This is a genomic window from Pseudomonas rustica (genome assembly GCF_018336155.1).
Taxonomy (GTDB): domain Bacteria; phylum Pseudomonadota; class Gammaproteobacteria; order Pseudomonadales; family Pseudomonadaceae; genus Aquipseudomonas; species Aquipseudomonas rustica.
On the sequence record NZ_JAGYHF010000007.1, the window covers coordinates 176,069 to 199,366 of the forward strand.

Annotated in this window: 20 protein-coding genes, 1 tRNA gene and 3 pseudogenes; 14 read left to right on the top strand and 10 right to left on the bottom strand. The window is 59.9% G+C overall.

Features of this window, described 5'->3' with window-relative positions; translation table 11 throughout:
• The first annotated feature begins 58 nt into the window (after positions 1-58).
• The 11 genes and pseudogenes from uca (at position 59) to KFS80_RS15415 (ending at position 11,657) form a co-directional block, all read left to right on the top strand.
• On the top strand, positions 59-3,706 hold the full coding sequence (gene uca, locus KFS80_RS15365; RefSeq protein ID WP_212545224.1) for an urea carboxylase: 3,648 nt from the start codon (positions 59-61) through the stop codon (positions 3,704-3,706).
• A gap of 24 nt (positions 3,707-3,730) precedes the next feature.
• Positions 3,731-5,497 (top strand): annotated as a pseudogene (gene atzF, locus KFS80_RS15370) (allophanate hydrolase); the annotation flags it as partial.
• Positions 5,498-5,720: 223 nt separating this feature from the next.
• Positions 5,721-7,208 (top strand): sensor domain-containing diguanylate cyclase, encoded by a 1,488-nt coding sequence (locus KFS80_RS15375; RefSeq protein WP_212545225.1) that lies wholly within the window; start codon positions 5,721-5,723, stop codon positions 7,206-7,208.
• Positions 7,201-7,431 carry a cysteine-rich CWC family protein gene (locus KFS80_RS15380; protein WP_212545226.1) on the top strand — a complete coding sequence of 77 codons (231 nt, stop codon included), beginning with the start codon at positions 7,201-7,203 and terminating at the stop codon, positions 7,429-7,431. Before KFS80_RS15375 ends, KFS80_RS15380 begins: the two co-directional genes overlap by 8 nt.
• Before the next feature lie 33 nt (positions 7,432-7,464).
• A complete protein-coding gene (locus KFS80_RS15385; protein WP_212545227.1) occupies positions 7,465-8,157 on the top strand; it encodes a pseudouridine synthase in 693 nt (230 codons plus the stop codon).
• A gap of 318 nt (positions 8,158-8,475) precedes the next feature.
• Positions 8,476-9,360, top strand: a complete 885-nt coding sequence (locus tag KFS80_RS15390; protein WP_053118011.1) for an alpha/beta fold hydrolase — start codon at positions 8,476-8,478, stop codon at positions 9,358-9,360.
• Between the two features lie 156 nt (positions 9,361-9,516).
• Positions 9,517-9,590, top strand: a tRNA-Gly gene (locus KFS80_RS15395).
• Positions 9,591-9,877: 287 nt separating this feature from the next.
• Positions 9,878-10,180 (top strand): annotated as a pseudogene (locus KFS80_RS15400) (type II toxin-antitoxin system HigB family toxin).
• Positions 10,180-10,536: a helix-turn-helix domain-containing protein gene (locus tag KFS80_RS15405; RefSeq protein WP_212545229.1), complete on the top strand. Its 357-nt coding sequence runs from the start codon at positions 10,180-10,182 to the stop codon at positions 10,534-10,536. The pseudogene KFS80_RS15400 and the gene KFS80_RS15405 overlap by 1 nt, the downstream one beginning before the upstream one ends.
• Before the next feature lie 95 nt (positions 10,537-10,631).
• A pseudogene (locus KFS80_RS15410) lies at positions 10,632-10,754 on the top strand (type II toxin-antitoxin system HicB family antitoxin); the annotation flags it as partial.
• Positions 10,755-10,928: 174 nt separating this feature from the next.
• Entirely contained in the window at positions 10,929-11,657 is a 729-nt protein-coding gene (locus KFS80_RS15415) for a class I SAM-dependent methyltransferase (RefSeq protein WP_212545230.1), read from the top strand.
• Between the two features lie 222 nt (positions 11,658-11,879).
• Here KFS80_RS15415 and tam read toward each other — a convergent pair whose 3' ends face one another.
• The gene (gene tam / locus KFS80_RS15420; RefSeq protein ID WP_212545231.1) at positions 11,880-12,650 is read right to left on the bottom strand and encodes a trans-aconitate 2-methyltransferase; all 771 of its coding nucleotides are present in this window, start codon (positions 12,648-12,650) and stop codon (positions 11,880-11,882) included.
• A gap of 183 nt (positions 12,651-12,833) precedes the next feature.
• On the opposite strand from tam, the gene KFS80_RS15425 reads away from it, so the two are divergent.
• Complete coding sequence (locus KFS80_RS15425; protein WP_212545232.1) at positions 12,834-13,244, top strand: low affinity iron permease family protein; 411 nt, start codon at positions 12,834-12,836, stop codon at positions 13,242-13,244.
• Between the two features lie 180 nt (positions 13,245-13,424).
• On the opposite strand, the gene KFS80_RS15430 is transcribed toward KFS80_RS15425, so the two are convergent.
• From KFS80_RS15430 to KFS80_RS15450, 5 genes are all read right to left on the bottom strand, one after another.
• The gene (locus KFS80_RS15430; RefSeq protein WP_053117998.1) at positions 13,425-13,928 is read right to left on the bottom strand and encodes a DUF4142 domain-containing protein; all 504 of its coding nucleotides are present in this window, start codon (positions 13,926-13,928) and stop codon (positions 13,425-13,427) included.
• A gap of 74 nt (positions 13,929-14,002) precedes the next feature.
• Positions 14,003-14,161, bottom strand: a complete 159-nt coding sequence (locus KFS80_RS15435) for a KGG domain-containing protein (RefSeq protein WP_082341401.1) — start codon at positions 14,159-14,161, stop codon at positions 14,003-14,005.
• 168 nt (positions 14,162-14,329) lie between these two features.
• Complete coding sequence (locus KFS80_RS15440; RefSeq protein ID WP_212545233.1) at positions 14,330-14,968, bottom strand: LysE family translocator; 639 nt, start codon at positions 14,966-14,968, stop codon at positions 14,330-14,332.
• A 60-nt stretch (positions 14,969-15,028) separates the two neighbouring features.
• On the bottom strand, positions 15,029-15,445 hold the full coding sequence (gene fos / locus KFS80_RS15445) for a fosfomycin resistance glutathione transferase (RefSeq protein WP_053117993.1): 417 nt from the start codon (positions 15,443-15,445) through the stop codon (positions 15,029-15,031).
• Between the two features lie 74 nt (positions 15,446-15,519).
• The gene (locus KFS80_RS15450; RefSeq protein WP_212545234.1) at positions 15,520-16,431 is read right to left on the bottom strand and encodes a LysR substrate-binding domain-containing protein; all 912 of its coding nucleotides are present in this window, start codon (positions 16,429-16,431) and stop codon (positions 15,520-15,522) included.
• 77 nt (positions 16,432-16,508) lie between these two features.
• Between KFS80_RS15450 and KFS80_RS15455 the strand changes: the two genes are divergently transcribed.
• The gene (locus tag KFS80_RS15455) at positions 16,509-16,994 is read left to right on the top strand and encodes a DMT family transporter (RefSeq protein ID WP_212545235.1); all 486 of its coding nucleotides are present in this window, start codon (positions 16,509-16,511) and stop codon (positions 16,992-16,994) included.
• 88 nt (positions 16,995-17,082) lie between these two features.
• Here the strand turns inward: KFS80_RS15455 and KFS80_RS15460 are convergent, their stop codons facing one another.
• From KFS80_RS15460 to KFS80_RS15475, 4 genes are all read right to left on the bottom strand, one after another.
• Positions 17,083-18,414, bottom strand: a complete 1,332-nt coding sequence (locus KFS80_RS15460; RefSeq protein WP_212545236.1) for an MFS transporter — start codon at positions 18,412-18,414, stop codon at positions 17,083-17,085.
• A 156-nt stretch (positions 18,415-18,570) separates the two neighbouring features.
• The gene (locus KFS80_RS15465; RefSeq protein ID WP_212545237.1) at positions 18,571-19,497 is read right to left on the bottom strand and encodes a hydroxymethylglutaryl-CoA lyase; all 927 of its coding nucleotides are present in this window, start codon (positions 19,495-19,497) and stop codon (positions 18,571-18,573) included.
• On the bottom strand, positions 19,494-20,687 hold the full coding sequence (locus KFS80_RS15470; RefSeq protein ID WP_212545238.1) for a CaiB/BaiF CoA transferase family protein: 1,194 nt from the start codon (positions 20,685-20,687) through the stop codon (positions 19,494-19,496). Before KFS80_RS15470 ends, KFS80_RS15465 begins: the two co-directional genes overlap by 4 nt.
• Before the next feature lie 228 nt (positions 20,688-20,915).
• Positions 20,916-21,818 (bottom strand): LysR family transcriptional regulator, encoded by a 903-nt coding sequence (locus KFS80_RS15475; protein ID WP_053117982.1) that lies wholly within the window; start codon positions 21,816-21,818, stop codon positions 20,916-20,918.
• Between the two features lie 223 nt (positions 21,819-22,041).
• Between KFS80_RS15475 and KFS80_RS15480 the strand changes: the two genes are divergently transcribed.
• Positions 22,042-23,286: an aminotransferase class I/II-fold pyridoxal phosphate-dependent enzyme gene (locus KFS80_RS15480; RefSeq protein WP_212545347.1), complete on the top strand. Its 1,245-nt coding sequence runs from the start codon at positions 22,042-22,044 to the stop codon at positions 23,284-23,286.
• Positions 23,287-23,298: the final 12 nt, after the last annotated feature.

Sequence of the window (23,298 nt, forward strand, 5' to 3'; positions counted from 1 at the left end):
GCCCGGATGTCTGTCGAAAAACGGCGGGACGGCCCGCTTCCCCTTCAGGGGTTATGCCATGTTCGAAAAAATCCTTATCGCCAACCGGGGCGCCATCGCCTGCCGCATCCTGCGCACCCTCGCGTCATTGCAGGTCAAAGGCGTGGCCGTGTACTCCGAAGCCGACGCCGCCAGCCTGCACATCCTGCAAGCCGATGAAACGCACAGCCTCGGTGAAGGCGCCGCTGCCGGCACCTATCTGGCCGTCGACAAGATCCTCGCCATCGCCAAGCACAGCGGTGCCACGGCGATCCATCCCGGCTACGGGTTTCTGTCCGAGAACGCCGCGTTCGCCGAAGCGTGCGAAGCGCAGAACATTGCCTTCATCGGCCCGACACCGGAGCAACTGCGCGTATTCGGCCTCAAGCACACCGCTCGCGCCTTGGCCAAACAACACGGCGTGCCGATGCTTGAAGGTACCGAACTGCTCGACAGCCTCGACGCTGCGCTGATCGCTGGCGAACAAGTCGGCTACCCGGTGATGCTGAAAAGCACCGCTGGCGGTGGCGGCATCGGCATGCGCGTGTGCCGCAGCGCCAGCGAATTGAGCGAATCGTTCGAGGCAGTCAAACGCCTCGGTCAGAACAACTTCAGCGACGCCGGCGTGTTCATCGAGAAGTACATCCAGCGCGCCCGCCATTTGGAGGTGCAGGTGTTCGGCGATGGTCGCGGTGAAGTCATCGCCCTCGGCGTGCGCGACTGCTCGGTGCAACGGCGCAATCAGAAAGTCCTCGAAGAAACCCCGGCACCAAACCTGCCGGACGGCATGGCCGAAGAGCTGTGCGCGGCGGCGATCAAACTGGCGAAAGCCGTTAACTATCGCAGCGCCGGCACCGTGGAATTCGTTTTCGACAGCGAGGCGCAGCGCTTCTATTTCCTCGAAGTGAACACGCGCTTGCAGGTCGAGCACGGTGTCACCGAACAGGTCTGGGGTGTGGATCTGGTGCGCTGGATGGTGGAGCTGGCCGCCGGTGATCTGCCGCCGCTGAGCGAGTTGTCTCGTCAGTTGAAACCCGAAGGCCATGCGATTCAGGCGCGGCTGTATGCGGAAGATCCGGGGCGTGATTTTCAGCCGAGCCCGGGCCTGCTGACGGCGGTGCAGTTTCCGCCGGCCAACGGTATTCAACTGCGCATCGACACGTGGGTTGAGGCGGGTTGCGAGATCCCGCCGTATTTCGATCCGATGATCGCCAAGGTCATTACCTGGGCGCCCACTCGTGAACAGGCGCGGGCCGAATTGCATCAAGCGCTGGGCGACAGTCTGTTGTACGGCGTGGAAACCAACCGTGATTACCTGCGGCAGATTCTCCTCGACACGCCGTTCGCCAGCGGTGAGCCGTGGACGCGTTGTCTGGAAGGTCTGGTCTATCGCGCCAACACTTTTGAAGTGCTCAGCGCAGGCACGCAAACCAGCGTGCAGGACTATCCCGGCCGCCTCGGTTACTGGGCGGTCGGTGTGCCGCCGTCGGGGCCGATGGACAGCCGCGCGCTGCGTCTGGGCAATCGCTTGCTGGGCAATGCTGAAGGCGCGGCGGCGCTGGAAATCACCATGAGCGGGCCGCTGCTGCGCTTCAATTGTGCAGCGGTGATCGCGGTGACCGGTGCGCCGATCGCGCTGACGCTTGAGGGTGACAGCGTGCCGATGAACACCGCCCTGCTGATCCCGGCGGGTGCGACGTTGCATCTGGGTAGCATCAGCGGTGCCGGGGCGCGCAGCTATCTGTGCCTGCGCGGTGGCTTGCAGGTGCCGGATTATCTGGGTAGCAAAAGCACTTTCACGTTGGGTCAGTTTGGTGGCCACGGTGGTCGCGCGTTGCGCGCGGGTGATGTGTTGCATGTGCCTGCTCTGACTGATCGCAGCAGCGGTCAACAACTGGCTGAAGAACACGTCACCGCGCTGCCCGCCGTGCGGCAGATTCGGGTGATCTACGGCCCGCACGCTGCGCCGGAGTATTTCACTGAGAACTACATCGGCACGTTCTTTGAAACCCAATGGGAAGTGCATTTCAACTCGAGCCGCACCGGTGTTCGGCTGATTGGGCCGAAGCCGGAATGGGTACGGGCGGACGGAGGTGAAGCCGGGTTGCATCCTTCGAATATTCACGACAATCCGTACGCCATTGGCGCGGTGGATTTCACCGGGGACATGCCGGTGATCCTCGGCCCGGATGGCCCGAGCCTTGGCGGATTTGTCTGCCCGGTGACGGTGATCGAGGCGGATCTGTGGCAACTGGGGCAGCTCAAGGCGGGCGATAAAATCCAGTTCATCCCCGTCTCTCTCACTGACGCCCGCAACCTCGCCCTGAAATGGGATCTCCCCTGTGGGAGCGAGCCTGCTCGCGAACGCGATATTTCAGACAACTCAGTATTGATTGATCCACCGCATTCGCGAGCAGGCTCGCTCCCACAGGGTTTAGTATCGCCTGTGGTTTTGGAATTGGGTCAGGGGGATGTGCGGCTTGTTGCGCGTGTCTCTGGGGATACGCATCTATTGCTGGAAATCGGCGAGCCTGAGCTCAATCTCGTCCTGCGCTTCCGCGCCCACGCCCTCATGCAGGCGCTGGAACACAAAGCCCTGCACGGCGTGATCGACCTCACCCCCGGCATTCGCTCGCTGCAAATCCACTACCAGCCGGAGCAACTGCCGCTCGCCGATCTCCTCGGCATCATCGCCGGCGAATGGGACGCGGTGTGCGCCGCCAACGACCTGCAAGTGCCGTCGCGCATCGTCCATCTGCCGCTGTCCTGGGATGACCCGGCCTGCCAATTGGCGATCGAGAAATACATGACCACCGTGCGCAAGGACGCGCCGTGGTGCCCGAGCAATCTGGAGTTCATCCGCCGCATCAATGACCTGCCGAATCTCGACGAAGTGCAGCGCACCGTATTCGATGCGAGCTATCTGGTGATGGGCCTCGGCGATGTCTACCTCGGTGCGCCGGTGGCCACGCCGCTCGATCCGCGCCACCGTCTGGTCACCACCAAATACAACCCGGCGCGCACCTGGACGGCCGAGAATTCGGTGGGCATCGGCGGCGCTTATATGTGCGTGTACGGCATGGAGGGCCCCGGCGGTTATCAGTTTGTCGGGCGCACGTTGCAGATGTGGAACCGCTACCGCGAGGTGGCCGCGTTCGACGGTAAACCGTGGCTGCTGCGCTTCTTCGACCAGATTCGTTTCTACCCGGTCAGCGCTGAAGAACTGCTGCGCATCCGCCGCGATTTTCCGCTGGGGCGCTTCGATCTCAACATTGAACACAGCCAGCTCAACCTCGCCGATTACCAAGCGTTTCTCAGTCGTGAAGCCGAGGGCATCAGCGCCTTTCGCGCTCAGCAACAGGGTGCCTTCAATGCCGAACGCGAACGCTGGATCGCCAGTGGTCAGGCGCATTTCGACAGTGAAGAAGCGGTGGTCGAATCCAGCGAGGACGCGCTGCTGGCGGAGGGTGAACACAGCGTCGACAGCCACATCGCCGGCAATCTCTGGCAGGTGCAGGTCGAGGCTGGCAGCCGTGTTGCGGCCGGCGATGTGCTGGTGATTCTCGAGTCGATGAAGATGGAAATCCCGCTGCTCGCGCCGATGGCCGGCGTGGTGCGCGAGATCCGTGTGCAACCCGGTTCGGCGGTGCGTGCGGGACAACGGGTCGTGGTGCTGGAACTCGACTGAAGCCAATTGAATAAGGATCAACCCATGAATCTGCAACTCGATGTTCTGCGCCAGGCCTACCGCAATGGCGACACCACACCGCGTCAACTGCTGCCGACACTGCGCGACAAAGCAGCCGCGCTGAACCCGGATTATCACCTGTTCATTCACCTGCTCAGCGTCGCCGAACTGGAGCCGTATCTGGCGGCCCTCGATGGTCGTGATCTCGACAGTCTGCCGCTGTACGGCGTGCCGTTTGCGATCAAGGACAACATCGATCTGGCCGGCATTCCGACCACCGCCGCGTGCCCGGATTTTGTTTATGTGCCGGAGCGCTCGGCGACCATCGTCGAGCAACTGATCGCGTTGGGCGCGATTCCGCTGGGCAAGACCAACCTCGATCAATTTGCCACGGGGCTCAATGGCAGCCGCTCGCCTTATGGCGCCTGCCCAAACAGCGTATTGCCGGAATATCCATCGGGCGGTTCCAGCGCCGGTTCGTCGCTGGCGGTGGCCTTGGGCGTGGCGAGTTTTGCTTTGGGCACCGACACCGCAGGCTCCGGTCGGGTGCCGGCGGCGTTGAATAATCTGCTCGGATTGAAGGCCAGCAAAGGGCTGATTTCCACCGCTGGGGTGGTGCCCGCCTGCCGTACGCTGGATTGCGTGACCACGTTTACCGCAACGGCGCGCGAGGCCAGCCAGTTGCTGGCGCTGACGGCGAAAATCGATCCGCGCGATGAGTACAGTCGCCGCAATCCGTCGTGGAATGATGGCTCGGCGTTTGGTGCGCCACGGCCGTTTCGTTTCGGCGTGCCGCGTGCGCAGGATCTGCAGTTTTTCGGCTGTGTTGAAGGGCCGCTGTTGTTCGGCGATGCCATCGACCGACTCAAGGCCTTGGGTGGCGAAGCGGTTGAACTGGATCTGACGCCATTTCTTGAAGCGGCACGTTTGCTTTACGAAGGGCCGTGGGTCGCCGAGCGTTACAGCGTTGCCGGCGAATTGATGGAACAGAATCCGCAAGCCGTTTTGCCGGTTATCCGCGCCGTGCTGGCCAAAGCCCCGGCGGTGAGCGGCGTGCAGACTTTCCGCGCGCAGTACCGACTGCAAGCGTTGAAAGCGCTGTGCGATCAAGCACTCGAAGGCCTCGACTGTGTGCTGACGCCGACCATCGGCCGCCCGGTGACACTCGCCGAACTGCACGCCGAACCGGTGCTGCGCAATTCCGAACTGGGTTACTACACCAACTTCATGAACCTGCTCGACTACGCCGCCGTCGCCGTGCCGAGCGGATTTATGGCTAACGGGATGCCGTGGGGCGTGACGTTGTTTGGCCGGGTGTTTACCGATCAATATCTCTTGAGTGTGGCGGATGCGTTGCAGCGTCAGCAGGACACTGCATTGCCGACGCCCGCGAACGTAGCGTGCAATGATCGTGCGCGAATAGTGGTGTGTGGCGCGCATCTGCAAGGGTTGGCGTTGAACTGGCAACTGACGCAGCGCGGTGGGCGGTTGCTGGAAACCACGCTGAGCTCGCCGGATTATCAACTGCACGCCTTGGCCGGCGGCCCGCCATTGCGTCCGGGGATGGTGCGGGTGAAAGACGGTGGCGTAGCGATTGCGGTGGAGGTGTGGGAGTTGCCGAGCAGCGAGTTGGGTTCGTTTCTGATGGGGATTCCGGCGCCGCTGGGATTGGGCAAAGTGCAACTGACAGATGGGCGTTGGGAGAGTGGGTTTATTTGTGAGCCGTATGGTCTTGAAGGCGCCAAAGACATCAGCCACCTCGGCGGCTGGCGGGCCTACCTGAAAACCCTGGCCTTACCGCGCCCCCCTGTGGGAGCGAGCCTGCTCGCGAAAGCGCAGTGCCAGACACTTCAATGTTGACTGACCCGGCGCCTTCGCGAGCAGGCTCGCTCCCACAGGTTCATGTATAACCCTGCCGAAGACAGGAACGACCATTCGCGCCGCACATGGAGCAGTTATTTCCCCGCAGTCCCACTAGAATGCATGCCATCGGGCCACTGCCAACGGAACTGCCATGCCGCATCGATCTGCGCTGTACTCCCAACGCTCGCTGGTACTCACGCTGATCGCCCTGCTCGGCGCCGGTTTCCTTGCCACGTCCCTGCTGAGCTACTACGCCTCGCGCGCCTCGATCCGCGACAACATCGTCAACACCGAGCTGCCGCTGACCTCCGACACGGTCTATTCGGAAATCCAGAAAGACCTCGTCCGACCGATCCTGATTTCCTCGATGATGTCCCGCGACACCTTCATGCGCGACTGGGTGGTCAACGGCGAACAAAACCCCGAGCAAATGACCCGCTACCTCAACGAGGTCATGACCCATTACGGCGCCTACACCGCGTTTTTCGTCTCCAATAGCACCCTCACCTACTACCACGCCAAAGGCGTGCTCAAGCAGATCAAAGTGGAAGAACCGCGCGACGCCTGGTACTTCCGCGTGCGCGACATGAAGGATCCGTACGAGATCAACGTCGACCCGGATCTGGCCAACAAGGACAACCTGACCTTCTTCATCAACTACAAAGTCTACGACTACCACGAGCGTTTCATCGGCGCGGCCGGCGTCGGTTTGACCGTCGACGCAGTGATCAAGTTGATCGACAAATACCAGCAGCGCTATCAACGCAGCGTGTACTTTGTCGACACCTTTGGCCGACTGGTGCTGACAGGCGCCGAAGGTGGCCCGGAAGGCGCGCACATCGGCCAGAGTCTTGGCGAAATCGAGAGCATGAAAAGTCTGGTCAGTCAGTTGCCGAAACCGCACAGCGGCAGCTACGAGTATTCCGCTGAAGGCCAGGGGCATTTCCTCAACGTGCGCTTCATTCCCGAGCTGAACTGGTACCTGTTCGTCGATAAACGCGAAGACGGTGCGTTGAGCGAAATCCGTCAGTCGCTCTATCTCAATCTGTTGATCTGCTTGCTGGTGACGCTGAGCGTGTTGGCGTTGCTCAACCGCGTGATCAAACGCTATCAGCGCAAAATCCAGGCGCAGGCGACGCTCGACAGCCTCACCGAACTGCCCAACCGTCGCGGCTTCGACCTGCTCGCCGCGCAAGCCCTGCACGAAGCGCAACGCGAGACCAAACCGCTGACAGCGTTGCTGATCGACCTCGATCACTTCAAAGCGCTGAACGACACGTACGGGCACATGGCCGGTGATCAGGTGTTGATTGGCTTCGCCCGCGATCTGCAAAGTTGCCTGCGCCATGCCGACATCGTCTGCCGTTGGGGCGGTGAGGAATTTATCGTGTTGCTGAAGGACACCGACGGCGACACCGGTCAGAACATCGCCGAGAAAATTCGTCAGCACGTCGAACAACAGGAATATGCCTACAACGGTCACACCCTGAATCTGACGGTGAGCATCGGCGCCACCACCCTGCAACGCGATGACACCTTGCACAGTCTGCTGTCGCGGGCCGATCATGCGATGTACCGAGCCAAACAAACCGGCCGCAACCGCACCTGCGTGGAAATGCCTCACTCGACTTATGCCTGATTCCGACGTTAGACCCGACCATTGCCCGGCCTGCGGCGCCCGCAACGACTGCAGCCTGGCCGACCCGCGCACAGCCGACCGCGAATGCTGGTGCTACGGCGTAAGCATCGACCCGGCGGTGCTCGAAGCGCTGCCGCCAGCACTGCGCAATCAATCCTGCCTGTGCCCGCGTTGCGCGCAGGTCGAGGCGCAACTGCAAGCGGCCAAGCGGCCGATCCCGTAAGATGCGCGCCCCTTCATTGATCGAACACTGAACATGCGCGTCGACCGTTTCCTCAGCAATCTACCGCGCTTCAACCGTCAGCAGGTGCGCCTGTTGCTGGTGGAAAAGCGCGTGCGGATTGACGGAAAAGTCGTCAGCGATCCGCACAGCGAGGTGCTGGAATTCAGTCGTGTCGAGGTCGATGACGAGGTGTTGCAATTCGGCAAACCGGCGCGCTACTTCATGCTGCACAAACCGCCCGGCTGCGTCAGCGCCACCCGCGATCCGCAGCATCCGACCGTGCTTGACCTGATCGATGAACCGGACAAGGACGACCTGCATATCGCCGGGCGTCTGGACTTCAACACCACCGGGCTGATGCTGATCACCAACGACGGCGCGTGGTCGCGGCGCTTGACCCAGCCGCAGACCAAACTGCCGAAGGTCTATTACGTCGAGACCGAGCAGGAAATTGGCGCGGAATATGCGATCACCTTTGCCGAGGGGATTTACTTCGCGTTCGAGGATCTGACCACGCAGCCGGCGCAACTGGAGCTGCTCGGCCCACGCTCGGCGCGGCTGAGCATCGTCGAGGGGCGTTACCATCAGGTGAAGCGCATGTTTGGTTTCTTCAACAACAAAGTCCTGCGCTTGCACCGTGAATCCATGGGGCTGTTACAGCTCGATGACGCGCTAAAACCGGGCGAGTACCGCGCTTTGCGCACCGAAGAGATTCATTTGTTCTAAGCCCGCGACCGCTGAGCAGAAGTTGTCGAACAATTTACCAACGGCACTTGCGCGATCCTGCCTCCCCTGCTTGAATCAGGACGTCGGCCGAAATGTGACCGACGAGTCACAACATACCTCTAAGAAACTTTTTGTCGGTCGTCAGCCCCAAGGGCTGCGTCTCAGCCGACAAACTGCCCGCCAATAACAATACCCGTCGACCTGCCTTATCGGATCGACATGGGCCAAGCAAATTCCAGGCGTATGCCTACCTGTCACAAAGCTCGTGCAATCTCACCATTGCGCGCATACCCGCTTGCTTGCCAGGAGTCTTATGACATGAGGCCAGAAATCGCTGTGCTGGATATACAGGGTCAGTATCGGGTTTACACGGAGTTCTATCGCGCAGACGCCGCAGAAAAGACCATCATTCTGGTCAACGGCTCGATGGCCACGACTGCGTCGTTTGCACAAACCGTGAAGAACCTGCACCCGCAATTCAACGTGGTCTGCTACGACCAGCCCTACGCGGGTCGGTCAAAAGCCCACAACCGCCACGAGAAACATCTGACAAAGGAAGTCGAAGGGCAAATCCTGCTGGAGCTGATTGACCACTTTGGCGCAGAGCACGTGCTGTCGTTTTCCTGGGGCGGTGCTGCGACCCTGGTCGCCCTCGCCCACCAGCCTCGGCGCATCGAACGGGCGGTGATCAGCTCGTTCTCGCCGGTGATCAACGCGCACATGCTCGACTACCTTGAACGTGGCGTCGACTACCTCGGCCAGCGCGACGGCGACCGCGTCGGCCATCTGGTCAACGACACCATCGGCAAACATTTGCCTTCGCTGTTCAAGCGCTTCAACTACCGCCACGTCAGCAGCCTGGCCGAGCACGAATACGGGCAGATGCATTTCCACATCAGCGACGTGCTGCACAGCGACCGGCAGTGTTACTTGAACGCGGCGAAAAAGATCAACGTGCCAGTGCTGTTTTTAAACGGCGAATGGGACGAATACACCGCCGCCGACGATGCGCGCCTGTTCGGCAACCACGTCGCGCAGAGCACCTTCACCACCCTGCAAGCCACCGGGCATTTTCTCGATATGGAGCACAAAGCGGCGTGCCGCGATAGCCAGAACGCCTTGCTCGGCTTTCTGAAACCGGCGCAGCAGACCAGCCGAACGCGTTACTCGTTTGTTCAGGATCAACATGCATTGGCTATTTGAAAAAGTGTCGTCGCGCGCGAGCCTGCGGGGTTGAGCTTTTGATTTGCGACCCGCAGTGCTCGTCCGCGATTGACCGTTTTCAACGATTCAAAGGCTTATTTTGCAAAAGAAACTTCAAATCCGTGGCCGAGTCTGGTACAAAGTCAGCCGCTCTGAGCGGGTATAGTTTAATGGTAGAACAGTAGCTTCCCAAGCTTCCGACGAGGGTTCGATTCCCTCTACCCGCTCCAATCAAATTTTGTCTCACGTCGTGATTTTTTGACGGGGGATGCAGGAATACAGAAAACCGGCCTATAAAGCCGGTTTTTTTGTGTCTGGGGTTTGTAGAGTTCGATATTCCGTAGGTTTTCTCTCCTCGCCTCGTCTTGTCACTCCTTGCAAAACAAACCTCGATTTTCTAGTTCAGATGCCTTCTAACCTGAAGCTGGGGCTGCTACCTCGCCCTGTTCTTTTGACATCAGTGATTGCATCACTGGACACTGACGACTAACATCTCCCAAAACGGGAGGAGGCATGGATGCGGATAATGGCAAGATCAACCTTGCGGCAATTCTGGGAAAGCCATCCTGCTTTCGCTGACTCGGAGACACCGCTTGTTGAATAGTATCGCCACATGGAAAAGGCCGAATACCGTACGCCACAGGCAGTAAAAGCCGAACTGAGAACCGCAAGCGTCCTTAAAGGCGCGAGAGTGGTGTTCAATATCGGCGGTAACAAGTATCGAGTGATTTTGGCGATCGACTATCAACGGCAGCTCGGCTTCATCCGCTTCGTTGGCAGCCATGCCCAATATGACCAGATCAACGCGGAGACCGTGTAATGAACATCAAACCCATTCGGAGTCCGGAAGACCTCGCCGCCGCGTTTGTACGCATGGAGCAGCTGTGGGGCGCCGAACTCAATTCGCCTGAGGGCGACGAGCTGGAAATTCTCGCATTGCTGATCGAGAAGTACGAAGACCAGCATTTTCCAATGCCACCTTCCGACCCGATTGAAGCGATTAAATTTCGCATGGAACAGCAGGGGTTGACTCCACGTGATCTGGAACCGTTCATTGGCACCAGTGGACGCGTATCCGAGGTATTGAATCGCAAGCGCAAACTGAGCCTGTCGATGATCAAGCGCTTGCATGAAGGCTTGCGAATCCCCTACGAGAGCTTGCTTGCAGGGGCTTGAATGCTTCTGGCTGCAAGATAAAACCGGTTTTAAAGGCCGGTTTTTTTGTGTTGGGGTTTGGTAAAAACTCGAGCGCAAATCCTTGAAACACACCCTCCTTAACGGCGCCGGGCCAGTTGCTTAATTGCATTGTTGAAGATCTATTGCACCATCCGGAAGAAAAGAGCCGCTCGGGTTTTCTTGCGTCGGCGGCTTTGAAAGTATTGCAGCAAAGTTAAAAAACACAGTGAACCTGTGGCGAGGGAGCTTGCTCCCGCTGGGGTGCGAAGCGCCCCCAACAATCTTGGGGCTGCTGCACAGCCCAACGGGAGCAAGCTCCCTCGCCACAGGTTGTTTATCAAACATTGTCTCGACACACTCAACTCGTCAGAACTTCAAAGAGCTCCCGCACCATGACGCAAAACATCTACGACGATCCCGAGTTTTTCCAGGGCTACAGCCAGATGAACCGCTCCATCGGCGGGCTCGATGCCGCGCCGGAATGGCCGGCGCTCAAGGCATTGTTGCCGGCCATGCATGGTTTGAATGTGGTCGATCTGGGTTGTGGTTATGGCTGGTTCAGCCGTTGGGCGAGTGAGAACGGTGCCGCCAATGTGCTGGGTCTGGATGTTTCGGAGAAGATGCTGGAGCGCGCGCGGCAGACAACGGTGGCGACGAATATCCGTTATGAACGTGCCGATCTTGAGCAGCTCGACCTGCCGGTTTGCAGTGTTGATCTGGCGTACAGTTCACTGGCGCTGCACTACATCAAGAACTTGTCGGGGCTGTTTGCTCACCTGTATGCGGCGTTGAAACCGGGTGCGCACTTTGTGTTTTCCATCGAGCATCCGATCTTTATGGCCCCGCGTAATCCGGGGTGGCTGGTTGATAGCGAGGGCAACAAGCGTTGGCCGCTGGACAGTTATCAGATGGAAGGTGAGCGGGTGACCCATTGGTTGGCCGAGGGCGTGATCAAGCAGCATCGTACGATCGGGACGCTGCTCAATTCGTTGATTGAGGCGGGGTTCACCATTCGTCATGTCAATGAATGGGGGCCGAGTGATGCCGAGGTGGCGGCACAACCGGCGCTGGCGGAAGAGCGGGAGCGGCCGATGATGATGCTGGTCGCGGTGCAGCGTTGAATGGATTCAACCTTGGAATAGCCCCTCACCCTAGCCCTCTCCCAGAGGGAGAAGGAACTGACCGAGGTGCCTGTTCGAGCTACGCCGACCTGCGATATCGAGCCGAACTCAGGATTTGAAAAGCCCCCAAATCAGCTCCCTCTCCCTTGGGAGAGGGCTGGGGTGAGGGGCTCGCCGGATGTAACGCCGCCGCTCTCCAGTCGAACAACGCATTCGTTCGTTTCAGCGAGTCGCGACGATAAACAACCGAGGAAACGGCAACAGCACCGACCCATCCGCCAACGCCGGATAAGCCTTCGCGACTTCCCTCAGGTATTGCTCCAGATACTCCGCCCGCTCCGCTTCAGTCAGCGGACTCAAAAACGGAATCAACCCGCTACCCTTGAACCACTCAACCACCCCTGCCGCGCCACCCGACAATTGATGGTGATACGTCGTGCGCCAGACATCGACCCGCGCACAATGCGGCCGCAGCATCGAGAAATAATCGCTGGCACTCGCCATGTCCGTCCTCTGCCCCGCCGCGCCGGCGAGCTTCGCGGCCCATGGGCCATTCGCGGCGACTTCACGCATCAAGCGGTGGGACGGTTCGTTGAGGTTATCCGGCATCTGAATCGCCAGACTGCCGCCCGCCGACAACTTGTTGGCCAACGCGGGCAACAACGCTGCGTGATCCGGCACCCATTGCAGCACGGCATTGGCGAAGATCACATCAAACGGCCCGGCGTCCGCCCATTGATCAATCTCAGCCACTTCGAACTGCAACTGCGGTAAACGCTTGCGTGCCGCGTCGATCATGTCCGGCGAGCTGTCCAGCCCGCAGATTTTCGCCTCAGGAAAACGCTGCAGCAGAAGCTCCGTCGAATTGCCCGGGCCACAACCGATATCAACCACCGCTCGCGCTTCTGCCGTGGGAATCGCCGCCAGCAGATCGCGGGCCGGGCGGGTGCGTTCATCTTCGAAAGCGACGTATTGCTTGGCGGACCAACTCATTGCGTTCTCCTGTGAGGCGTTTGCTTCAAAACCTGGAAAAACAGATGCCGCTACCATACCGTGATCCAACTGGCCGGCGCTGCCCTACCAACGTCCGGTTCCATTCGCTGATTTGTAATTAGAATTTTCACAACGCCGTCATTGTCTGAATTTCATGCACTCCCCCCAATAAGGAATACGGCTATGAAATTCGCGAAGATTTCCCAGAAGCTTGCTCTGTGGGCCGGTAGCCCAAAGACGTTTATGGGGGCGTTGATCCTGATCGGGCTGTGGGGGTTGAGCGGGCCGATCTTTAATTACAACGATACGTGGCAACTGATCATCAACACCTCGACCACGATCATCACCTTTCTGATGGTATTTCTGATCCAGAACACGCAGAACCGTGACACTGACATTCTGCATTTGAAGATTGATGAGTTGCTGCTGGTGACCAAGGAAGCGCAGAACGCGATGCTCGGGCTGGAAGCGCTGGATTTGAAACAGCTGGAGGCGTTGCGCAGGCATTACCGCTCGTTGGGCGAGGGCGAGGTGTTTAACCTTGAAGGGCTGGGTGAGAAGAGCAAGTCGAAGCAGGATTTGAATGAGTGCTAGGTTTATCGGGCGAATAAAAACACTTGTGGCGAGGGGATTTATCCCCGTTGGGCTGCGAAGCAGCCCCATTTCTTGCTGCCGAATTCAACCTGACACACTGCATTGAATGGTTTAACGACTGCTGCGCAGCCGAGCGGGGATAAATCCCCTCGCCACAGGGGATCTGTGTTGTCTGTGAGATTAGCGGCTGGCCTGTAAGGCTCGGGCCATTTCCAGGTGATTCTGCAGTTTCGGCAGGGTCTCGTCGGCGAAGGCTTTGATCTCAGGCACGTCAGTGGTCTGCGCTTCCTGCTCGATCTGCTGAATGGCCTCTTCGGTGGCTTTGACCTGACTCGCGGCATAGGCCTGGTCAAACGTCGCGCCGTCCTTCACCTCTGGAATCAGCTCTTTAGCCTTGTCGGCGATTTCTTCGCGCGGCGCGATCGGCAGGTCGAGCTTCTTGGCAATTTTCGCCAGATGCTGATTGGCGGTGGTTCGGTCATTGATAACGACGATGGTGTAATCCTTGACCTCTTTGGATTCGGTTTTCCCGTGGGCCAAGCGGCTGGCTTCGATATCAGCCATGCCTTTGGCCGACGCATCGTTGATGAAATCGGCAGGCGACTGGGCAAAAGCACTGGTGGCGCACAGGCTCAACAGCGAAACAACACTCAAATTGCGTAAACGGGTGGCCATCCGGCTCATGGTCGCGCCCTCCTTTTCTCAAAATTCAAGCGGGAGCTTACGCCCCCGCCTCTCAATCAAAACGACTTCACTGACTACTTCGATTTCTGACCGGGCTTGCGGCCCATTTCTGTTTTCGCAGGGTCTTTGTCGACAGTCGTTGTAGTGGTTTTCCCACCTTTGCGACCGGCTTCAGACGCCTTCGTTCGATCGTTAGCGAAGTTTCCCGAGTTCGAGTTTCTTGAATTAGGCATGATTCTCTACCTCTTGGTAATGATCGTGGCGAGCAGGTGCCCGCCTAGATTGAGAATTTTCTGGCCGGCAAAGGTTTAGAAAAGTTGTCGACGCACTGACGAACGGTGAAGCGCAATCAGCTAATGCAGCGCCCGATGATTGCCGCGCTGCGCGATTTACAGTCACCCTCAAGCCTTGTTCGGCATCAGCCCCGGCAACGCATGCACCAACGCGTTGATGGCGAAACCGATGAACATCACCCCGCACAACCGGGTGATCAGCAACTCGCGGCGCTGATACAGCGTGCGCACCCGCTGCGCGCCGACAACACCGATGAGAATAGCGTAGGCGAGCAGCCCGCCAAGGAAGCTCAGGGCGATCAGCGTCGGCAGCATCGACCAGTTGAGCAACTCGGCACGGCTCGACAGCAGCGCAGTAAACGTCGCCACCGCCACCGGGTACGCCTTGGGATTGGTCAGCCCGAACAAAATGCCGTGCCAGAACGGATTGCGCGCCGCGCCCTGCGGTTCATCGGCATTGCGCCGCTGTGCCCGCACCGCGCGCCAGCCGAGCCAGAACAAGTACAGACCGCTGAGCACACCGAGCACGTCAAACGCCGTACTGCCGATTTCACGCGCGCCAACAATCGCGATCAGCGCCGTGCTGCACCAGACCACATCACCGAGCAGATGCCCGCAGAGAAACCCCGCCCCGGCCCGTCGCCCATGGGCCGCGCCAATACCGAACACCGCCAGCACACCCGGCCCCGGTGTGATGCCGTAAATGAAACCCGAGGCCAGAACGGCCATTAGCAACGATAGAGTCATGGAAAACCTGCAAGCGCCAGAACACGTGGCGGCCAGTCTATATCAGCCGATTGCGCCTGATCACTGCCCGTCGTAAAAACGCATGCCGGTGTACGGTTTCTGCCGACACGCTGCGAGTCGCGAGGCCAGATCGCCGACGTGAGCTTCGAGCTTGTGGCCATCAGGATCGAGGAAGTAGAACGACGCACCTTCGCTGCGGTTATCGCGCCATTCCCGCACGTTTGCTGCTTTTAGCGTTTGTACGAATAACGCAAAATCCGCAGCGTTGAGGCTGAAGGCGTAATGGGTGTAGTCGGCGCCCGGCTCGCTTGTGCGTAGCGGATCGAGCGACAGGCAGAGCCACAGTCCCGGAAGCGAAAGATAGGCACCGGCGTCCCACGTCGCCTCGACGCGCAACTGCAATACGTCACGATAAAACGCCAGACTGCGGTTCAGATCGCTGACGGCGAGGGTCAGGTGGTTGAGGCCGGTGAGCATCGGTTCAGTAACCTCTGAGGTATTCGGAAGTAAGGTTCAGACTTCCCTGCCACGTCCCGTTCCTTGATGACTGTTCAGCCGCGCACTATCCCCTCCTCAATCTTCCGATTCAACCAATTCAACGCCTGATCCCCACCCCGCCGCTTGTGCCAGGCCAGCACAAACGTAAACGGCGGAATATGAAACGGTGGCGGCACAACAATCAAATCCCCATGCCCCAAATCGCGCACGCTGCGCGATGACACGGTGAGAATCAAATCCGTGCCACTGATCAACTGCGGCGCGACGTTCCAGTGCGGCAGGCTGATCGCGACGCGACGGCGTTCGCGCAGGGAGGTCAGGGCTCGCTCGATTTCCGGTGTGCCGCTGCCGCGCATTTCCAGCAAGACATGCGGGCGCGACAGGTAGGTGGGCAGATCGAGCACGCCGTTGGCCGGCAGGGTCTGGCGGTCGAGCAGGCAGACGTAGCGTTCTTCGAACAGCAGCGTGCTGCGCAATTCGTGGGGCATTTCCGGGAAGACGCCGGCGGCGACGTCGATATCGCCATTGAGCACGCCTTCGAGCATGCCTTCGCGGCTGGCGTGGCTGATTTGCAGGTCGATGCCCGGCGCTTCGCGGCGCAGGGTCCGGATCAGATCAGGGAGGATGATCGCCGCGCCGTAGTCCGACATCGCCACGCGAAAGGTGCGTCGGGCGCTGGCCGGATCGAAGGTGTTTGGTGCCAGCAGCGATTGCACTTGGGCCAGCGCTTCGGCGAGCGGCGCGACCAGTTCCAGCGCTCGCGCTGTGGGCGCCAGGGTTGCGCCGGCGCGCACCAGCAGCGGGTCGCCGAGCAAATCGCGCAGACGCGCCAGCGCATGGCTGACCGCCGGTTGGCTGAGGTGCAGGCGCTCGGCGGCGCGGGTGACGTGCTGCTCGCTGAGCAAGGCGTCGAGGATCACCAGCAGGTTGAGGTCGATGCGGCGCAGATCATTCATCTGATGCATGTTCTGGATGACGAAACGGAATTTAAATCTGCGCGACGAATACTCTAGAGTCCAGCAAAACCTGTTGGAGAATGATCATGAGTACGTTGCAGTGGGCGGGTCTGTTGGGGTTGGCCGCATTTGCCGGGGCGGTAGTGCCGTTTCAGAGCGCGATCAACAGCAACCTGGCGCGCGGATTGGGGCATCCGCTGTGGGCGACGTTGGCGTCGTTGTTGGTCAGTGTGCTGGTGTTGTTGCCAGTGATTTTGGCGTTGCGGCTGCCGCTGCCGTCGCTGGCGTTTATCAGCAAGGCGCCCATGTGGATGTGGGCCGGCGGTGCGTTTGGGGTTTGTTTTGTCGCGCTGGCGGTGGTGTTGCTGCCTAAGCTCGGGGCTTCGGGGTTTGTGGCGTTGGCGCTGGCGGGGCAGGTGCTGGCGTCGATGCTGCTGGATCACTTTGGCTTGTTTGGGTTGGTGGAGAAACAGCTGACATTGCCTAGGCTGTTTGGCGCGGTGTTGTTGGTTGCGGGGGTGGTGTTGATTCAGTTTGGCAATTCGCCAGGAAGAGTTTTGGCACCGCAATAACATCAAAAGATCGCAGCCTTCGGCAGCTCCTACAGGATTGGATTCGCACTCTGTAGGAGCTGCCGAAGGCTGCGATCTTTTCAGCGGTTCAGTATTTATCGAGCGTGCGCAGTTTCTGCGGCAACCCCCACAGCAACAACGCCGCTGCGATCAACGCCGCCACGCCGATGACATACAGTGCTGGCGTGGTGCTGCCGGTAAGATCCTTGATCCGCCCGACCATCACCGGGCTGACGATGCCGCCGAACTGCCCCAGCGTATTGATCACCGCGATCCCGCCCGCCGCACCTGCGCCGGCACCGGCCAGCAACTTCGGTGGCAGCGTCCAGAAGCTCGGAATAGCGGCGATGATGCCGGCGCCGAGCAAGCCGAGGGCGACGATCAGGAACGTGGTGTGATCGGCGAAAATCCCCGCACTGAAGAACCCGATCGCACCGACCACCACCAGCCCCGCGACAAACTTGCGTCGCTCACCGGTTGCGTCCGACAACCGCCCGATCACGATCATGGTGATCGCCCCGCAGATGTAAGGGATGGCGGTCAGCAGACCGATCATCACCGGGCTCTCGGTACCGGCGCTGCGGATCAATTGTGGCGCCCAGAAATTCAGTCCGTAAGACGCGACCTGAATCAGAAAGTAGATCAGCCCCAAGGTCAGAAAACCCGGAATCCGTAGCGCCGCCAGCAATGAGCCGCCGCTCTTGTGCGGTTCGTGATGGGCAATGCGGCTGGACAGCAGTTTTTTCTCGTCAGCGGTCAGCCAGTGCGCGTCCTCGATGCGATCCTTGAGCAGCATCAACACCAGGAAACCCAGGCCGACACACGGCACGCCACCAAGCAAAAACAACCAATGCCAGCCGCGCATTTGCAGGACGCCGTCGAGGTGTTCCAGCACCAGCCCGGAGAACGGTGCGCCGACCAGACCGGCAAACGCCGAGGCCAGAAACAGCATCGAGGTGATTCGTCCACGGAAGTGCTGCGGGAACCACAGCGTCAGGTAATACAACACGCCCGGCGCAAAACCGGCTTCCATCGCGCCGATCAAAAAGCGCAGCGCATAGAACTGCCATTCACTGGTGACGAAGACCATCAGCGCCGTCGCCACGCCCCACGACATCATGATCCGCGCGATCCAGCGGCGCGCGCCGACCTTGTAGAGCATCATGTTGCTCGGCACTTCGAACAGCACGTAACCGACCACGAACAGCCCGGCACCGAGGCCGTAAGCGGTGTCGCTCAGGCTCAGGTCGGCTTGCAGCTGGAACTTGGCGAAGCTGATGTTGATGCGGTCGAAAAAGGCGAACAGGTAGCAGACCATGATCAGCGGCATCAGGCGCCAGGCGACTTTGCTGACCAGGGCTTTTTCGGCGTCGTTATCGACAGACGAGCTCGCGCCCGCCTCCATTACATTAAGGCTCATAGCTTTTCTCCAGGCGGACTGCCGGTGGGCGTCCGATTGTTTTTGTTGTCTGGTTGGGTGGGAGCGGGCTTGCTCGCGAAGGCGTCAGATCAGTCGATATTCAGGGTGAATGACACACCGCATTCGCGAGCAAGCTTTGCTCCTACAGAGGGGGATTCAGGTGGGGATCGGGTGCAGGTCGCAATTGCGCCCGGCTTTGGCCAGTTGGCCGGGAACTTCGTGGCCGAGGAGATCCGGCAATCCGCGCGAGAGCTTCAACAGCAGCGGCAAGTCGATGCCGGTGTGAATGCCGATTTCATCGCACAAATTCACCAAGTCTTCAGTGCAAATATTGCCCGACGCCCCCGGTGCAAACGGACAACCACCGAGACCGCCCAGCGCTGCATCGAAACGTCTCGCTCCTGCCTCGTAAGCCGCCAGCACATTGCACAACCCCAAACCCCGGGTGTTATGGAAATGCAGGGTCAGATCCGCGGCCGAAAGCCGCTGCAAAACCCGCCGTACCAAGCGATCCACCTGACGCGGATTGGCCATGCCGGTGGTGTCGGCGAGGGTGATGCCTCGAATGCCGAGCTCCTGATAAGCGTCGACAATCTGCAACACACGATCCTCGTCAATCTTGCCTTCGAACGGGCAACCGAACGTCGTCGCGATACTGCCGTTGAGCCGCACACCCGAGCCATCGGCAAAAGCAACAATGTCGGCAAACGCCGCCAGCGAATCCTCGCAACGCATGCGCATGTTGGCGAGGTTGTGGCTCTGGCTGGCGGACATCACCAGATTCAGCTCATCGGCACCGGCCTCCAGTGCGCGCTGCGCGCCTTTGAGATTGGGGATCAGCGCGACGTAAATCACTCCCGGTTGACGCTGAATGCCTTTGAACACCGGCTCGCCGTCACGCAGCGCCGGAATGGCTTTCGGCGACACAAACGAGCCGGCTTCGATGCGGCTGAACCCCGCCAGCGACAGTTGATCGATGAGCGCGATTTTGTCGACGGTTTCCACCCACGTCGGCTCGATCTGCAAGCCGTCGCGAGGCGAGACTTCCTGGACGATCAAGGTTTGCGAATAGTCCGTGATCATTGCACCACCCCTTGGCTTTTCAGGCGTTCGATGTCGAGTTCAGTCAGGCCGAGACCGGCGAGAATACCGTCGGTGTGCTGGCCGAGTGTCGGCCCCGACCAATTCACGCCGCCGGGGGTTTCCGAGAGTTTCGGCACGATGCCGGGCATCTTCACAGTTGCGCCGCCGGGCAGTTCGGCGTCGAGCAGCATGCCGCGCGCCTGATAATGCGGATCGGCGACGATGTCGGCCACCGAATAGATGCGCCCGGCCGGGACTTCGGCAGCTTCGAGGGCGGCGAGCACGTCGTTGATCGGCAGGCTGCTCGTCCAGTGAGTGATCGCGGCGTCGAGCATGCCACTCTTGGCCGCACGGCCGTCGTTGTGGGCGAGTTCTTCGGCGTCAGCCAGATCATCGCGACCGATGGTTTGCATCAACCGCTTGTAGATCGGATCGCTGTTGCCGGCGATCACCACGTAAGCGCCGTCAGCCGTAAGGTACGTGTTGGACGGTGCAATGCCCGGCAACGCACCGCCGCTGCGTTCGCGAACGTGGCCGAGCATGTCGTATTCCGGCACCAGACTTTCCATGACGTTGAACACGCTTTCGGCCAGCGACACATCGACGATCTGCCCGCCGCCCTGCCCGGTTTTGACCCGCAGCAGCGACATCAACGCGCCGATCACCGCGTGCAAGGATGCCAGCGAATCGCCGAGGCTGACGCCCACTCGCGCCGGCGGCGAACCGGGGGTGCCGGTGGTGTAGCGGATGCCGCCCATCGCCTCGCCGATCGCACCGAAACCGGGGCGATCGCGGTAGGGGCCGGTCTGGCCATAACCGGAGATGCGCACGAGGGTGAGGTTGGGATTGAGCGCGTGGAGCACATCCCAGCCGAGGCCGAGTTTTTCCAGCGCGCCGGGGCGCAGGTTTTCGATGATCACGTCGGCGTCGGTCGCCAGTTGCTTGACCAGTTCGATGCCTTCCGGGGATTTCAGATTGAGCGCCAGCGACTGCTTGTTGCGCGATTGCAGGTACCACCACAGCGACGTGCCTTCGTGCAGCTTGCGCCATTTGCGCAGCGGGTCGCCCTGACCCATGGCTTCGATCTTGATCACCTCAGCGCCGAACTCGGCGAGCATGCGCGCGGCAAACGGCGCAGCGATCAGGGTGCCGATTTCGATCACTTTGATCGCACTCAGGGGGGCAGTCATCGCGGGGTACCTCTTGTTCTTGGAATATGCCGGCAAGACTAGAGGCGTGATGGTGAAGGAATCCAACCTTCGTTCGGCAAAGGGCGTTCGCGAAATGCGAACGCCCCGCCCCTGTAGGAGCTGCCGAAGGCTGCGATCTTTTGATCTTGCTCTTAAAACAACAGATCAAAAGATCGCAGCCTTCGGCAGCTCCTACAGGGGGGGGCGGCCACGCAGATGATCGGAATATCAGCCTCGCAAATGTTCAAACAACAACCGGCTCACCGGCGACAACCCCGCCTCATCGCGCACCACCACAATCAACGCGCGATCCGACCAGTCATCGGTCAACGGCACCGCGTGCAGCCCCAGCGCCTGACCAAACAACTCATACGCCCGCTGCGGCAAAATTCCGATGCCCATGTTGGCCTGCACCATTCGGCACACCGCATCAAACCCCGGCACATGAATGCGAATGCGCAGCACCTTGCCCGCCTGCCGCGCCGCCGCGTGGGTGCGCATGTTGATCGAACTGGCCGCGTGCAAACCGACGTAATCACTGTCCAGCGTTTCGGCAAACGCCACCGATTCACGCGCGGCCAACGGATGCTCCGGCAACATCACCACCACCAGTTTGTCCTCGCGGTACAGCACGCTGTGCAGGCCCTTGATGTCGCTGTCGTTGGAACAAATACCGAGATCCGCGACGCCATCGAGCACGCCCTGAATCACCCCGGCACTGGGCCGTTCTTCAAGGTCAGTCTTGACCTGCGCATGCCGCGCGGAAAAGTCGCGCAAGTCTTCCGGCAGAAACTGAATGATCGCCGAGAGGTTCGCCAGCATGCGCACATAGCCGCGCACACCGTGGCTGTGCTCGCCCAGCTCCAGGCCCATCTTCTCGACGTTAAACAACATCTGCCGCGCATGGTGCAGCAGCGTTTCCCCCGCCGGCGTCAGCGTCATGCCCTTGGCCTGGCGCACGAACAGGCTGATGCCCAGCGCTTCTTCCAGTTCCATCAAGCGCTTGCTCGCCGCCGACACCGCAATGGCTTCGCGCGCGGCGGCGCGGGTCAGCGTGCCCTCTTCATGCACGGCGACAAACAGTTGCAAGGTGATCAGGTCGAGGCGGCGAATCAGGCTTTTTTGCAGCATGGAAGTCTCGCTGGCGGGGACATTCGAGTCGGCAGGATAGCCCGGTTTTCGTTGAAGTCAGACATGTGATTAATCCGCCGACGTTCGTGGCTTCGCCCTACAAAAAAAACTCTATCGCCTCTCAGGATTCGCGGAATCGGCCTATTTTTGTCCGACTTTTCGCTCTGTAAAGTCTGGCAACACACACAAATTGCAACACCCCATGGATCGCTACGCTCAAGGAATGTCGCCTGTGAATCTTCCGTTGCACACCCCGAATCTGTATTCCAATTTTCGCAAGATCATTGCCCTCGCCGACTACGATTGGGACATCGCCGAACAGGGCAAAGTCGCCGGCCTCAATGTCGAAGTAAAAAGTCCGAATCACTTGCTCGATCAGTACGGGCGTGAATTCCATCACTTCTGCACGACCTCTTATCTGGGGCTCGATCATCACCCGGCCCTGCTCGAAGGCGCCATCGCTGCCCTCCGTGAAACCGGCAGTTTGCGCGTCGCAAATTCGAAGAACCGCTGCAAATTGGCGATTCTCGAGCAGTACGAAAACGAGTTGTCGCAACTCTTTGATACGGTCTGTCTGAGCACTTTGTCTTGCAGCGCCGCCAGCGCGGGGATCCTGCCGTTGCTGGCCAGCGGCATCTTCACCGAAGGTCAGCCGCCGGTGATGGTCTTCGACCGCCACGCGCACTACTCGATGAATCATTTGAAAGCTGCGTGCGCCGATGAAACCCGCGTGGTCACCGCGCCGCACAACGACATGGATTTTCTCGAACGCGCCTGCCAGCAACATGGCCGCGTGGCGTATGTCGCCGACGGCGCATACAGCATGGGCGGCGTCGCCAACATGGAAGGTCTGTTGTATCTGAAGGATCGCTACGGGCTGTTTCTGTATCTGGATGATTCCCATGCGTTGTCGGCGGTCGGTCAGCACGGCGCCGGCCTGGTGCGGCCACGGGTGGCGGCGCTTGAAGAGGATTGCCTGATCGTCGCGTCGCTGGCCAAGTCGTTTGGCGCCAGCGGTGGTTTGGTGATGCTGGGCAATGAGCGGCAGAAAACCCTGATCCAGCGTTACGGCGGGCCGAGCAACTGGTCGCAGAGTCTCAACTGCGCGGCGATCGGTGCCGGCAGAGCGTCGATCCGCCTGCATCGCAGCGCCGAATTCGCCGCGCTGCAAAGCAACCTTCAGGCTAATATCCGCCTCTTCGACAGCCTGATCAGCACCGATCAATGCCACAGCAACATGGCCATCCGCTTGATCAAATGCGGGCAGGCGGCGGTGGCCAATCGAGTGGCCAGCGAACTGGCCGAACAGGGATATTTCACCAGTGCGGTGTTTTTTCCGGTGGTTGCACAAGGCAAGGCAGCCATCCGCATTACGCTACGCGCCGACATGCCGCCAGCGCTGATCCGCCGCTTCTGTGAACTGATCACCGAGCTGTTGCGCACCCACCGTTGTGATCTCGACGACTGAAAACAGGGACGA